Genomic DNA, 13,032 nt, shown 5'->3' on the forward strand with positions numbered 1-13,032 from the left:
TGCCGGCACCGCTTCGCACCCCCGACCGGAGGTGCGAGGCGGTGCCACAGGACGCAGAGCGCCCCCTCCGGGACATGGGGCAGGTCAGCGCGGCTCCGCCTGCCCCGGGCTCGCCTCGCCTGGGACGTCTCCCCCCTCGCCCGCGACGACCCGGTCGGCCGGGCCGAGGCCGTAGTAGCGCTTGAGCCAGCGCGCGAGCCCGTCCAGCCCGGGGAAGAGCATCCGCTCGGTCACGTTGTCCTGGTCGAGCTTGTCCCGGACCTCCCACTTGAGCGTGGCCGGGATGATGACGCGCGACCACAGGTCGGGGTGGGCCTCGAGGAAGCGTGCGATCGACAGGCTCGCGCCCGGCATCACCGACATCGCCGCGGCTTGGTTGATGATGCGCGCGTCGAGCGAGGGCGGCTCGAAGAAGAGGGCGAACTCCCCCTCCTCCGCATAGGCGTCAAGCTCCTGCAGCGACCGGATCCCCGACAGCATCTCCACCGAGAAGTAGAACGCGCTCTCGCGGTCGAGGATGTCGCGCAGCCTTCCCGGCAGCAGCTCGCGCGCGCGGACGACGTCGACGCACCAGATCGCCCCGTCGCAGTCGTACTTCTGCTCGTCCGAGGTCGCGAAGTGCGCGGCGACCCGCGGGGCGAGCGTCCAGTCGAGCAGCCGGGTGGGCACCCCGTGGTGCTGGGCCAGGGAGAGCGTCATCCAGAGCGAGTCGGCGGCGAGCGATCCCGGCTCGGCGTACTTGCGGAAGCTGCGCAGCAGCGGCTCCTCGACGTCCCGGTGGTGCGGCCCCATGCGCACCAGGCTCGTCTCCAGGCTCCAGGAGCTGTCGCACACGCCACGGTAGAGCAGGCTCGACCGGTACCTGCCCAGGCTGGTCTGCGGGATGTCGTAGAGCGCGTCGATCAGCTCCACCCAGCTGCTCACCTCGACGTCGGCCATCCCCGGTCCCCTCGCGCCCGTCCCACGCCGGCTCTCGATACCCCTCGACGCCCCCGGCACACCGGCGGAAGGTGATCGACGCGGGCGTCGCTCCGGCTCGGGGTGCGAGCTTCGCTGATGTCACGTTCAGGAACTGCAGGTCCCTCCTGCCAAGAACCGCACAGCCGCGGCTCACTCGGCGCACATCCGACGGGCGCAGCCTCGAAGAAGCGGCCCCGACCGGGGGCCTGGAGGAGAGGAGACGTCATGGGTACGAGGATCGCGAACGGCAGGAGGTACGCCGCAGGCCTCGGCCTGTTGGCCGCAGGCGTCGTGGCCGGCGGTGTGCTCACCGGCACGCTCAGCGCCAGCGCGGCGACGACGACGCCCACGCCGTCGTCGGGCTACTCGGCGGACGTGTCGCCCGGAGGGGCGGCGCGCGGCGTCGCCGACGGCCGGCGCGCTGACTGCCCGGAGGACGCGGCGACGGGCGGCGGCGGGACGGGCGGCGGCACGACGGCGCCCGAGGGCGCGGAGCCGGCGGAGTCCTCGGCCGTCTGAGCCCACACCTCGGGGAGCGCTGCGCACGGCACGGCGTGCGCAGCGCTCCGCCCGTGCCTGCAGGTGGCGGGACGGCGGCCGCGGGGAAGGACCGGCGCATGGCACGCGTCCTCGTCACCGGCTCCAGCGACGGCCTCGGCCTGCTGGCGGCCCGCCTCCTCGCCGAGCAGGGCCACCGGGTCACGCTCCACGCCCGCAACGACCGACGCCGGGACGACGCGGAGCGTGCGCTCCCCGAGGCCGAGGCGGTCGTAGTCGGTGATCTGTCCAGCCTCGCCGAGACCCGCGACGTCGCGGCCCAGGCGAACGGCCTGGGCCGGTACGACGCGGTGATCCACAACGCCGCGGTCGGCTACCAGGAGCAGCGCCGGGCCCAGACGGAGGACGGGCTGGCCCAGGTGTTCGCGGTCAACGTGCTGTCGGCGTACCTGCTCACCGCGCTGGTCCAGCGCCCCGACCGCCTGGTCTACCTCGGGTCCGGGATGCACCGCGGCGGCGACCCCGACCTGTCGGACCTGCAGTGGGAGCGCAAGCGCTGGAACGGCTCCCAGGCGTACGCCGACAGCAAGCTGCTCGACGTCGTCCTCGCGCTCGCGGTGGCGCGGCGCTGGCCGCAGGTGCGGTCGAACGCGGTCGACCCCGGCTGGGTGCCGACCCGCATGGGCGGGCGGGGCGCCCCCGACGACCTGCGGCTCGGCGCCGTGACGCAGGCCTGGCTGGCCGCGGGCGGCTCCGGCGAGCTCACCGGGGCGTACCTGCACCACCAGCGCCGGCAGCAGCCGCACCCCGCGGCGTCCGACGAGCGCGTGCAGGAGGAGCTGCTCGCCCGCTGCGCGCAGCTGACGGGGGTCGAGCTGCCGGCTCCGTGACGGCTCGTCAGGGCGTTGCTGCCTCCGGCACCGGGTACGCGTCCTTCAGCGCCGGGTAGTACGGCTCGAAGTCGGCCGCCGGCTCGGCCCCGCGGACCGTGGCGTCGAGCCGGTCGAGGTAGTACTGCCAGCCCGGGCCGATCGCGCTCGCGTCGTAGGGCTCGGCCAGCTCGTGGACGAACGTCAGCTCGGTGCGCCCGCTCTGCTCGCGCAGCGTCGCCGTCACGGGCCACGGGCCGTCGCCCGTCGCCATCTCCAGCTGCAGCACGTGCGGCGGCTCGCAGCGCACGATGCGCACCGGCTCGGGCTGCACGTCGCCCTCGCTCGTCATGGCGAACAGCACGTTCCCGGACGCGGGGTCGCCGGTCCAGGTGCCGATCCAGCGCTCCATCCGGTCGGGCTCGGTGAGCGCGGACCACACGTCCTCGACCGGCGCGTCGAAGGTGCGGACGAACTGGAGGCGCACGCCGTCGCGGTCGCGCAGGACGCGGCCGAGCGGGGTGGTCGCTGTGGTCATGGGGTCCTCCTGTCCCGGCGTCCCCGCCGGATCTCGGTGTCGAGGGCGTCGAGGCGCTGCGCCCAGAAGCGGCGGTAGCGCCCGAGCCATTCGTCGATCTGTGCGAGCGGGCCCGCGTCGAGGGCGTACAGCCGGCGGGCCCCCTGGGGCCGGACGCTGGCGAACCCGTTGTCGCGCAGCACGCGCAGGTGCTGCGACACAGCGGGCTGGGAGATGCCGAACTCCTCCTGCACCACGGCGGTGATGTCGCCGGAGGAGAGCTCGCCGTCGGCGAGCAGCTCCACGATCCGGCGGCGGACCGGGTCGCCGAGTACCTCGAACGCGTGCACGCGGGCAAAGGTAGTAGCGTTCGCTTATATAAGCAAGGCCGAAACCCAAGCGGCCGCCGCGTCCACCGACTCCGCCCGAGCGACGGGCGGCAGCACCGGCCGTTCGACCATCACCACGGGCAGCGCGAGCGCCCGGGCAGCGGCGAGCTTGGCGGCGGTGGAGGTGCCGCCGCTGTCCTTCGTGACGACCACGTCGACCGCCTCGGACCGCAGCAGGCCCAGCTCGCCGTCGAGCGCGTAGGGGCCACGGTCCCGACGCAGCCGGAACCTCGCCGGCAGCGGCACCGCCGGCGGGTCCACGGTGCGGACGAGCACGTCGAGCCCCCCCCAGGACGGGTGCCCGATGAACGTCTCGAGCCCCTGCCGGCCGGTGGTGAGGAACGGGCGTCGCCCCAGGGACGGCGCCAGGTCGGCGGCGGCGGCGAGCGACGGCACGCGGTGCCAACGGTCGCCCGGCTCCTGCGTCCAGCCCGGGCGCTCCAGCCGGAGCAGGGGAAAAGCGTCGCCGTCGGCGGCCGTGGCCGCGGCCCGGCTCACCGCCTCCGCGAAGGGGTGCGTGGCGTCGACGACCGCGGCCGGGGAGTGCGCGGCGACCCAGGCGCGCAGCCCGTCGGCCCCGCCGAGCCCGCCGACGCGTACGTCCCCGGCGGGCAGGTGCGGGGCAGCGGTGCGCCCGGCCAGCGAGCTCACGACGCGCACCCCCTCGGCCCGGCCGAGCCGCTCGGCCAGATCGCGCGCCTCGGCGGTGCCGCCGAGCAGCAGGACCGTCAGCACGCCGGTCAGGAGCGGCGGCGCAGCAGGTAGGTGTCCATGATCCAGCCCTTGCGGGCACGGGCCTCCTCGCGGGCCGCGTCGATGCGCGGCGCGACCTTCTCGAGCGGGCCCGCGAGCAGGATCTCGTCGGGGGTGCCGACGTAGGCCCCCCAGTAGACGTCGACGCCCTCGGCGGGAAGCCGGGTCATCGGGCGCACGTCGAGCATGACCGCCACGTCGTCGACGTCGGCGGGGAAGCCCGCGGACATGCGCCGGCCGGTCGTGACCTGCACGCCGCCGCCGACCCGGTTGAGCACCGTGCGGTGCCGGGCGGCCAGCGCCGACACGCTGCTGATCCCGGGCACGACCTCGTAGTCGAGCTCGACGTTCCCGCGGGCCGCGATGTCCTCGACGATCCCCAGCGTGCTGTCGTACAGCGAGGGGTCGCCCCACACGAGGAAGGCGCCGGTCCCGCCGTCGGGTAGCTCGTCCAGGATCATCCGCTCGCAGACGTCGGCCCGGCGCCGCCGCCAGTCCTCGACGGCCTCGGCGTACGGCCCCGCGGAGACGTCGCGCTCGGGGTCGCGGGCCGAGACGACCCGATGGTCGCGCTCGACGTGCCGCCGCAGGATCTCCTCGCGCAGCGCCACCAGGTCCTGCTTGGCCTCGCCCTTGTCCAGCACGAAGAAGACGTCCACCCGGTTGAGCGCCTTCACCGCCTGAATGGTGACGTAGTCGGGGTCGCCCGCGCCGATGCCGATGACCAGAAGCTGCCGCACGCAGCCCAGCATGCCCTGTCCGCCCGGCTCGGCCGATCCGCGGACCGGCGGGAGCCGGGCAGGGCAGGATGGCCGCCGGCAGAAAGGAGCCGCCGTGCGTGCGCGCCACCCCCTCCTCCGGCTGGCCGGAGCGGCCCTGGCCGCCGGCGTCCTGGCCGCGGCGGTCCCGTCGCAGGGGCACGCCGCTCCCCCGCCCGCGCGGGACCGGGCCACCGCCCTGCTGGCGGCGATGACCCCCGCCCAGCGGGTCGGGCAGCTGTTCATGGCCGGCACGCCCGCTACGGACGCGGCCGCCGGGGTCGAGCTCGTCACGCGCTACGCGGTCGGCAACGTGATGCTGACCGGGCGGAGCACCGCCGGGTCCCGGCCGACGGCCCTGGTCGCCCACCGGCTGCAGGCAGCGGTACGCCGCACCGCCCCCGGGCTCTTCGTCGCCACCGACCAGGAGGGCGGGGCGGTCCAGGTGCTGCGCGGCCCCGGCTTCTCGGCGATGCCGAGCGCGCTCGCCCAGGGCCGCCTGCCGACGGCGACCCTCATGGCCCGCGCCCGGAGCTGGGGCCGGCAACTGCAGGGAGCGGGGGTCAACCTCAACCTCGCCCCCGTCGTGGACACCGTCCCCAGCCCGGCCGCGGCCGCGTCGAACGCCCCCATCGGCCACTGGGAGCGCCAGTACGGCTACACCCCCACGTCGGTCGCCGCAGCAGGGGTCGCGGTCACCAGGGGCATGCTCGCGGCGGGCGTCGGCACGGCGGTGAAGCACTTCCCCGGGCTCGGGCGCGTCACCGCCAACACCGACACCGCCCGCAACGTCGTGGACCGGGTGACGACCCGCACGGACGCGTACCTCCGGCCCTTCGCGGCGGCCGTCAAGGCGGGCTCGCCCTTCGTCATGGTGTCGAGCGCCTACTACCGGCGCATCGACCCATCGAGGCCCGCCGCCTTCTCGTCCACCGTGATCGACGGCATGCTCCGCCACGACCTCGGCTTCCACGGGGTCGTCATCAGCGACGACATCGGCAACGCGGTGCAGCTGTCCGAGTGGTCACCCGCCGAGCGGGCGGTGCGGTTCCTCGCGGCGGGCGGCGACATGGTGCTCACCGTCAACCCGTCCGTCGTCCCCGAGATGGTCTCCGCCGTCCTCGCGAAGGTGAAGGCCGATTCGGGATTCGCCAAGCGGGTCGACGCCGCCGCGCTGCGGGTGCTGCGGGCGAAGGAGCGGATGGGGCTGCTGCCGTCGGCGGGAGGGCGCTAGCCGCCGATGCCGTCCAGCTCCGCGACGTCGGACGCGGAGAGGGCGAGCCCCGCCCCGGCGACGTTCTCCCGCAGGTGATCGACCGATCTCGTCCCGGGGATGAGCAGGATGTTGGGTGAGCGCTGGAGCAGCCAGCTCAGGGCCACCGCCATCGGCGCCGCGCCCACCCGGGCGGCGACGCCGGACAGCGCTGCCGACTGCAGCGGGCTGAAGCCGCCCAGCGGGAAGAACGGCACGTACGCGATGCCGTCCGCGGCGAGGGCGTCGATCAGCTCGTCGTCGTGCCGCACCGCGAGGTTGTACATGTTCTGCACGCACACGACCGGCGCGATGGCCCGCGCCTCGGCCACCTGCTCGGCGGTCGCGTTGCTGACCCCGAGGTGCCGGATGAGGCCCTGCTGCTGCAGCTCGGCGAGCGTCCCGAACGACTCCGCGACCGGCTCGGGCCGCGGGCCGCTCGCGTCGCCGAGCCTGAGGTTGACCACGTCGAGCACATCCACCCCGAGGGTGGTGAGGTTCGCCTCGACCGCGCGCCGCAGGTCGTCGGGCTTCCGGGCGGGCGGCCAGCCGCCCTGCTCGTCGCGGACCGCGCCGACCTTGGTCGCGATCCGCAGCGACGCCGGGTAGGGGTGCAGCGCCTCCCGGAGCAGCTCGTTGGTGACACCGGGCCCGTACGCGTGGGCGGTGTCGATGTGCGTGATGCCCAGCTCGACGGCCTCCCGCAGGACCGTGCGAGCGCCGTCAGGGTCGGCCGGAGGCCCCATGACGCCGGGGCCCGCGAGCTGCATGGCGCCGTAGCCGAAGCGGGTGACGGCCAGGTCGCCGAGGCGCCAGGTGCCGCCGGGAAGCGTGGTGGTGGTCGTGCTCATGGAGGGCCTTTCGCAGCTGGTCACGAGTTCCTGTCCGAGGACCCGCTCAGCGTGCCCGGCGCTACTCTCCAACGGGAAGTAGGCACCTCAAAGTGCGTTAGGGTCCTGAGAGTTAGGAGGTCCACGGGTGGCGACGACGACCGCGGCGCAGAAGCGGGCGCAGGCGAAGGCCGAGTACGACGCCTTCCTCGCGGCCTGCCCGAGCCGGCAGCTGCTCGACCGGGTGTCGGACAAGTGGACGACCCTGACCCTCTGCGCGCTCGCCGGCACCGGTGGGCCGGTCCGCGCGCGCGGCCGGGCAGCCGGGCCCCGCCCGCTGCGCTACTCCGAGCTCGCCCGCGCGTTGGCGGGGGTCAGCCAGAAGATGCTGACGCAGACCCTGCGCTCGTTGGAGCGCGACGGCCTCGTCACGCGCACGGTGACGCCCACCGTGCCGGTCACGGTGACCTACGAGCTGACCGACCTCGGCCGGTCGCTGCAACTGGTCGTGGGCGCGCTCAAGGCGTGGGCCGAGACGCACATGGACGACGTCCTCGCCCATCGCGCCGCACAGGAGGGCGCCGGCGCCTGACCGCGCCGGCCTACGTCCCCGACACGCTCGCGACGGCCCGCACCGGGAACGTCCCGAGCTGCGCGAACGGCGCGGGCAGGGCCGTGAGCCGGGCCCGCCCCGCCTCGCCGCCGGTCGCCCGGTGCAGCTCGTCCAGCCCGGTGAGGTGCTCGACGATCGGGACGCCGGCGTGCAGCAGGCCGCAGTGCGCGGGCCGGGCCGGGTCCGCCGGCGAGTCGATGTTGAGCGCGTCGATCCCGACGAGAGCAGGCTCCGCGGCCAGCAGCACCTGCACGGCGTCCGCCGTCACGAACGGCCCGCCGGTGACGTACGCCGGGGAGCCCCAGTGCCGCGACCAGCCGGTCCACAGCAGAATCGCGCGTCCACGTTCCCACGTCACGTGCGCGAGGCGTGCGGCGTCGACCGGTCCGTCGCCGCGCACGTCGACCAACGTCACCGGGACGTCGACCAGGCGCTCGAGCGGCAGGGACGCGATGTCGGCGCCTGCTGCGTGGAAGTGGCGCGGGGCGTCGAGGTAGGTGCCGGTGTTGGCGACCAGGTCGACGCCGAGGATCTCGAACGAGACGCCGGGAGCGAGCCGCCGCGCCGAGTCCTGCCGGTCGACGACGGTGCGCACCACCGGGGCGTCGAGCCCGGGGTAGGTCACCATGCCGTCGGTGATCGGGTGGCTGAGGTCGAGCAGGTGTCGGGTGGTCACCGGGGCACTGTGCCGCGTCGTGTCGCCGGTGGGCCAGCGGGATCCCGCCAGCTTCCCCCGAGAACCGGCCACGTGCTCGATCGCCCCGTGCGGGCAGACGGCTACGCGCGCCCCCTGGCGTCCACCAGTGCCGCCACCCCGTCGAGCAGCCGCTCGAGCCCGAACTCGAACGTCCGCTCCGGCGCGGTGGCCGCCTGGTACTCCTCCCCCGCGGCCGCGCCGACACGTACGGCCAGCGGGTACTTGTCGGCGTCGAGGACCTGCCCGAGCAGCGGGGCGTGCGCCTCCCACCACTCCAGGTCGCTCATCCCGGTGCGTACCGGGGCGGCCGCCGCGTCGACCGCGCCCCGCGCGACCCCGTGCACGAACACGGACACGAGCGTGACGACGGCGTCCATCTCGAGGTCGGAGAGCCCGATGCCGTCGACGGCGCGCAGCTCGTAGTCGTACTTGGCGATGACGTTCGGGCCCAGCGGCGGCCGGGACGCCGCCACCTGCAGGACCCAGGGGTGGCGCAGGCAGAGCTTCCACTCCTCGCGGGCGATGAGCTCCAGCCGGGCGCGCCAGCCCCCCTCGACCTGCTCGGGCCGGGCGGTCTCGGCGCAGACACGGTCGAGCATGACGTCGATCAGCTGGGCCTTGTTCGGCACGTAGCGGTAGAGCGACATCACCCCGACGCCGAGCTCGTCGGCGACCCTGCGCATCGACAGCGCCGGCAGCCCCTCCGTATCCGCGACCGCGATCGCGCCACGGACGACCGCCTCGACGTCCAGCTTCGGCTTCGGCCCCCGGCTGGGCGCGCCCCGCACTCCCCACAGCAGCTGCATGCCGAGCGTCGGGTCGCCGCGGCCGGTGTACTCGCTCATTTGTCAGTCATCCTAGAACTGGGTATGCAGTACGCAGAAACTGCTACCGGGTACGCCGTACCCAGTCAGGAGGCCGCGATGTCACCGACGGAGCCCGCCGTGCTCGCCGAGGGGCTGGGCAAGTCCTTCGGCCCGGTCCGTGCCCTCGAGCGGTTCGACCTGGCGGTTCCCGCCGGGTCGGTCTGCGGGCTGCTGGGCCCGAACGGCGCCGGCAAGACCACCGCGGTGCGGGTCCTCTCGACGCTGCTGCGCCCGGACGCCGGCACCGCGCGGGTCGCCGGCGCCGACGTCGAGCGCGACCCCGGGCGGGTGCGCGCGTCGATCGGGCTCGTGGGCCAGCACGCGGCCCTCGACGAGGCCCTCACCGGCCGGCAGAACCTGGAGATGTTCGCGCGCCTGCACCACCTGCGCCCCCGCACGGCCCGGGCCCGTGCCGACGAGCTGCTCGCCGCCTTCGGCCTCGACGACGCGGGCGGTCGGCAGGTGTCGGGCTACTCCGGCGGCATGCGGCGCCGGCTCGACCTCGCCGCCGGGCTGGTCGTCGGGCCCGCCGTCCTCTTCCTCGACGAGCCGACCACGGGGCTGGACCCCGCCGCTCGCGCCGACGTCTGGCAGGCGATCCGGCGGCTCGTCGCGGCGGGCACGACCGTCCTGCTGACGACGCAGTACCTCGAGGAGGCCGACCAGCTCGCGAGCCGGGTCTGCGTCGTGGCCGGCGGCACCGTCGTCGCCGAGGGGACGCCGCAGGAGCTCAAGGCCCGGCTCGGCGCCGACCGGGTCGAGGCCGTCGTGCGGCACGCGCGGGACCTGGAGCCGGCCGCCGCTCTGGTGGCCCGCGCCACGGGCGCCGGGGCCCAGGCCGACCAGGCGACACGGCGGGTGCAGGCCCCCGCGCCGGAGGGGGTACGCACGCTGGCGGCCGTGCTCGACGCGCTCGAGCGAGCGGGGATCGAGGTCGAGGACGTGGGGCTGCGCCGCCCGACGCTGGACGAGGTCTTCCTGCACCTCACCGGGCCGGCGGCCGGTGCGGAGGTGGCCGCATGAGCACCGCGACCCTCGCCGGGCGCGCCCGCTGGGCGGCCGCCGACGCGTACGTCATCACCCGCCGCGACGTGCAGCACTGGGTCAACCAGCCCGCCCCCTTCGTGGTGGGCCTGCTCTTCCCCGTGCTCATGGTGCTGATGTTCGGCTACCTGTTCGGCGGCGCGATGGAGTCGCCGGCCGGCGGGAGCTACCGGGAGTTCCTGCTGCCCGGCCTCTTCGCCCTCACGATGGCGTTCGGCCTGGAGGTCACCATGATCGCCGTGGCCACCGACGCCGCCCGCGGGGTGACCGACCGGTTCCGCTCCATCCCCATGCACCCCGCCGCCGTGGTGGTGGGGCGCAGCGCCGCGGACATGATCAGCGCGGCGCTCGGGCTGGCCGTCATGCTCGCCTGCGGGCTGCTGGTCGGCTGGGAGCCGCACCGCGGGATGCCCCGGGCGCTCGCCGCGGTCGGGCTGCTCCTGCTGCTGCGCTGGTCGCTGGTGTGGGTGGGCGTCTGGCTCGGGCTGCTCGTCAAGGGCCCGGAGTCCGTCGTGGCGGTGCAGATCCTGGTGTGGCCCGTCGGGTTCCTGTCCAGCGCGCTCGTCGACCCGTCGACCATGCCCGGCTGGCTGGGGGCGGTGGCCGAGTGGAACCCGCTCTCGGCGACCGCGGCCGCGACGCGCGAGCTCTTCGGCAACCCCGGCTTCGGCGGCACGTCCTTCGCCGCGGAGCACGCCCTGGAGATCGCGCTGGCCTGGCCGCTGCTGCTCGTCGCGGTGTTCTTGCCCTTGTCGGTCCTGCGGTTCCGGAAGCTCAGCTCCTAGAAGCGTGCTTCGGCGAAGTAGCGGTCAGACTGCTCGGAGGACCGCGACCTCGAAGCCCCACGCCGGCTTGCGGTCGACGTCGAGGACCTCGAACGCGCCGCCCCCGCGCTCGAGGTCGGCCAGCAGCGCCTCGACGGTGTAGCCGGCGTGGCACTCGACGACCATCGAGCGCACCCGGCCGATCCACGGCGAGCAGTCGGCGAACACCTCGCGCTCGCCGCCCTCGATGTCGACCTTGAGCAGGCCGACCTCGGCGAAGCCGTGCTCCTCGAGCAGGTCGGCGAGAGGGCGGGCGGGCACCCGCACGCCGCCCGGCCCGTCACCGAGCATGGTGAAGCCGTGCTCGCCGCTCGTCGTGCGCAGCGTCACCTCGCGCGCGTCCGCGGCGACCGCGACCGGCGCGACCGCGACCTCGGGAAGCCCGGCCACGTTGCGGCGCAGGACCTCGAGGTTCCCGGGCTCGGGCTCGACCGCGAGCAGCCGCGGGCGGCCGCCGGCGCGCGCGTACGCCCCGAGCAGCCAGCGGGCGGCGAGGCCGGTGTTGGCCCCGAGGTCGACGATGGTGGACGGCGGCGGGAGGAGGCGGACGACGGGCTCGTAGCCGTCGGACACGACGAGCTCGCCGAGGACGCTGACGTCGGTGCTGTGGCTGCGCAGGGCGACCCGGCCGCCCAGCGACCGCACCTGCACCTCGGCGACCCCGGGGCGGGGGAAGGCGAGCCTGCCGATGCCCTTCGACCTCGCCAGCCGTACCCGCAGCAGCCGGGCGAAGGACGCCGGCGAGCCGGTCTCCTTCCAGTACGCGCGCAGCAGCCGCGGGTAGTAGGAGAGCGGCGCGGCCACGGGCGTACCTCCCGGCGACGGTCAGGACGGTCGCCGCAGCGTAGCCAGCCGCGGTCTCCCTCGGTGGTGGATCGCACGGCTCCCCGCCAGAACACTCCAGTCGGACGACGGGCCGCCGATCTACGTCCCATGCGACCGGACACGATCAGCTGCCAGGACCTCGACTGGTTCATCGCCACCCGCTGCGACGTCGCCCGCTCGACCCACGAGCAGGCCCTGCGCGAGGGCGCCTACGACCTGGTGGAGCAGTCGTTCACCGACCCGCAGGCGCACCCGCGCCGGACCGCAGCCGAGTACGTCGCGGCCGCGCGCCGCACGGCCGTCCCCGCCGCCTGAGCCCAGCGCCCAACCCGGCCCGGCCCGGCGAAGGTCAGCGGCGGTGGGCCCCGCTGCGCAGGTAGACCACGCCCACCACGATCGCGACGACGGCCAGGACCAGGATCAGCTTCAACACGCTTGGGTCCTACCCCCGGGCCCGCCCGTCGAGACCCGGGCCGCGCGTCAGACCGGACGGCAGAGGTAGACCCGGTCCCACTCGGCGGTGCCGAGCAGATAGCGGTCGCGCTCCCAGGCCGAGAACGCGACGGGCTCCGCCGTGACGTCGAGCCCGGCGGCCCGCACCCGCTCCTGGAAGCCGTCGTCGGTGTACCAGCGCACGTGGTCGGCCTGGCCGAAGTGGGTCAGCCGGCCGGCCTCGTCGGTGATCGTGGCGTCCTCGTAGACGGCGTCCAGGGTCGGGTTCACCGGCACGCCGAGCAGGGCCCAGCCGTCGGGGCGAAGCACCCGCCGGATCTCGGACAGCGCCTTCGCGTCGTCCGGCACGTGCTCCAGGACATGGGAGCAGAGCACCACGTCGAACGAGGCGTCGGCGGCGTCGATCGCCGTCACGTCCAGCCGGACCGAGCGCGCGTCCGGGAAGAGGTCCCCCGCGACGTAGTCCAGGCTCGGCAGCGGCTCGATCTCGCGGCGCAGCGCCTCCTCCGGCGCCACGTGCAGCACGCGCAAGGGTGCGGTGTGGATGTCGGTGTGGCGGCGCAGGAAGAGGATCGCCCTGCGGTGCCGCTCCAGGCTCCCGCAGCGCGGGCAGACGACGTCCGGCCGGTCCCAGGGCAGGAAGTGCCGGAAGCGGCCCAGGCAGGCCGGGCACTCGTGGCTGTTGCCGGACAGCGCGACCGCCTGGGCCGTGTGGCGGATCCGGCGGGCCCCGGCGACGGCCGGAGCGGGCAGGGCGTGCGCGAGCTGCACCATCGATGTCCCCCCAAAGCTGATGTGCTCCGGACGGTAGAGGGCTTACTCCTCCCGGAGCCCCGCTTCAAGGGGTGGGTTCACCCGCTCGGCGGTCAGCAGCCTGCGTCGCC

General features: G+C 74.8%; 17 protein-coding genes. 7 read left to right on the forward strand and 10 right to left on the reverse strand.

The window, feature by feature from the left end:
• Nucleotides 1-84: 84 nt before the first annotated feature.
• On the reverse strand, nt 85-939 hold the full coding sequence (locus tag G9H72_RS12915; protein WP_166171629.1) for an FRG domain-containing protein: 855 nt from the start codon (nt 937-939) through the stop codon (nt 85-87).
• A 246-nt stretch (nt 940-1,185) separates the two neighbouring features.
• Here G9H72_RS12915 and G9H72_RS12920 point away from each other — a divergent pair, with 246 nt between their 5' ends.
• Nucleotides 1,186-1,479, forward strand: coding sequence for a hypothetical protein (locus G9H72_RS12920; RefSeq protein ID WP_166171631.1), 294 nt, complete (start codon nt 1,186-1,188; stop codon nt 1,477-1,479).
• Between the two features lie 98 nt (nt 1,480-1,577).
• On the forward strand, nt 1,578-2,348 hold the full coding sequence (locus tag G9H72_RS12925; protein ID WP_166171633.1) for an SDR family NAD(P)-dependent oxidoreductase: 771 nt from the start codon (nt 1,578-1,580) through the stop codon (nt 2,346-2,348).
• Between the two features lie 7 nt (nt 2,349-2,355).
• Here G9H72_RS12925 and G9H72_RS12930 read toward each other — a convergent pair whose 3' ends face one another.
• Genes G9H72_RS12930 through cobF form a run of 4 tightly spaced genes read right to left on the reverse strand, consistent with a single transcriptional unit; the run spans nt 2,356 to nt 4,726 of the window.
• Nucleotides 2,356-2,865, reverse strand: coding sequence for an SRPBCC family protein (locus G9H72_RS12930; protein ID WP_166171635.1), 510 nt, complete (start codon nt 2,863-2,865; stop codon nt 2,356-2,358).
• A complete protein-coding gene (locus tag G9H72_RS12935) occupies nt 2,862-3,194 on the reverse strand; it encodes an ArsR/SmtB family transcription factor (RefSeq protein ID WP_166171637.1) in 333 nt (110 codons plus the stop codon). The genes G9H72_RS12930 and G9H72_RS12935 overlap by 4 nt, the downstream gene beginning before the upstream one ends.
• Before the next feature lie 24 nt (nt 3,195-3,218).
• Nucleotides 3,219-3,965 carry a cobalt-precorrin-6A reductase gene (locus G9H72_RS12940; RefSeq protein ID WP_166171828.1) on the reverse strand — a complete coding sequence of 249 codons (747 nt, stop codon included), beginning with the start codon at nt 3,963-3,965 and terminating at the stop codon, nt 3,219-3,221.
• An 8-nt stretch (nt 3,966-3,973) separates the two neighbouring features.
• Nucleotides 3,974-4,726 (reverse strand): precorrin-6A synthase (deacetylating), encoded by a 753-nt coding sequence (gene cobF, locus G9H72_RS12945; protein WP_331272265.1) that lies wholly within the window; start codon nt 4,724-4,726, stop codon nt 3,974-3,976.
• Nucleotides 4,727-4,820: 94 nt separating this feature from the next.
• Between cobF and G9H72_RS12950 the strand changes: the two genes are divergently transcribed.
• Complete coding sequence (locus tag G9H72_RS12950; protein ID WP_331272267.1) at nt 4,821-5,978, forward strand: glycoside hydrolase family 3 N-terminal domain-containing protein; 1,158 nt, start codon at nt 4,821-4,823, stop codon at nt 5,976-5,978.
• Here G9H72_RS12950 and G9H72_RS12955 read toward each other — a convergent pair.
• Nucleotides 5,975-6,847: an oxidoreductase gene (locus G9H72_RS12955; RefSeq protein ID WP_166171643.1), complete on the reverse strand. Its 873-nt coding sequence runs from the start codon at nt 6,845-6,847 to the stop codon at nt 5,975-5,977. The genes G9H72_RS12950 and G9H72_RS12955 overlap by 4 nt on opposite strands.
• Before the next feature lie 127 nt (nt 6,848-6,974).
• Here G9H72_RS12955 and G9H72_RS23005 point away from each other — a divergent pair, with 127 nt between their 5' ends.
• Entirely contained in the window at nt 6,975-7,418 is a 444-nt protein-coding gene (locus G9H72_RS23005; protein WP_166171645.1) for a winged helix-turn-helix transcriptional regulator, read from the forward strand.
• Between the two features lie 10 nt (nt 7,419-7,428).
• Here the strand turns inward: G9H72_RS23005 and G9H72_RS12965 are convergent, their stop codons facing one another.
• Both G9H72_RS12965 and G9H72_RS12970 read right to left on the reverse strand, forming a co-directional pair.
• Entirely contained in the window at nt 7,429-8,115 is a 687-nt protein-coding gene (locus G9H72_RS12965) for a cyclase family protein (RefSeq protein WP_331272268.1), read from the reverse strand.
• A 101-nt stretch (nt 8,116-8,216) separates the two neighbouring features.
• Complete coding sequence (locus tag G9H72_RS12970) at nt 8,217-8,981, reverse strand: TetR/AcrR family transcriptional regulator (RefSeq protein ID WP_166171647.1); 765 nt, start codon at nt 8,979-8,981, stop codon at nt 8,217-8,219.
• Between the two features lie 78 nt (nt 8,982-9,059).
• On the opposite strand from G9H72_RS12970, the gene G9H72_RS12975 reads away from it, so the two are divergent.
• A complete protein-coding gene (locus G9H72_RS12975; RefSeq protein WP_166171649.1) occupies nt 9,060-10,025 on the forward strand; it encodes an ATP-binding cassette domain-containing protein in 966 nt (321 codons plus the stop codon).
• Entirely contained in the window at nt 10,022-10,831 is an 810-nt protein-coding gene (locus G9H72_RS12980) for an ABC transporter permease (protein ID WP_166171651.1), read from the forward strand. Before G9H72_RS12975 ends, G9H72_RS12980 begins: the two co-directional genes overlap by 4 nt.
• 24 nt (nt 10,832-10,855) lie before the next feature.
• On the opposite strand, the gene G9H72_RS21635 is transcribed toward G9H72_RS12980, so the two are convergent.
• A complete protein-coding gene (locus G9H72_RS21635) occupies nt 10,856-11,674 on the reverse strand; it encodes an FkbM family methyltransferase (protein ID WP_166171653.1) in 819 nt (272 codons plus the stop codon).
• Nucleotides 11,675-11,803: 129 nt separating this feature from the next.
• Between G9H72_RS21635 and G9H72_RS12990 the strand changes: the two genes are divergently transcribed.
• Nucleotides 11,804-12,010, forward strand: coding sequence for a hypothetical protein (locus tag G9H72_RS12990; RefSeq protein WP_166171655.1), 207 nt, complete (start codon nt 11,804-11,806; stop codon nt 12,008-12,010).
• Nucleotides 12,011-12,175: 165 nt separating this feature from the next.
• Here G9H72_RS12990 and G9H72_RS12995 read toward each other — a convergent pair whose 3' ends face one another.
• Nucleotides 12,176-12,922 carry a class I SAM-dependent methyltransferase gene (locus G9H72_RS12995; protein ID WP_166171657.1) on the reverse strand — a complete coding sequence of 249 codons (747 nt, stop codon included), beginning with the start codon at nt 12,920-12,922 and terminating at the stop codon, nt 12,176-12,178.
• Between the last annotated feature and the right edge of the window lie 110 nt (nt 12,923-13,032).

Origin of the sequence: Motilibacter aurantiacus (assembly GCF_011250645.1) — a bacterium.
Lineage (GTDB): Bacteria > Actinomycetota > Actinomycetes > Motilibacterales > Motilibacteraceae > Motilibacter_A > Motilibacter_A aurantiacus.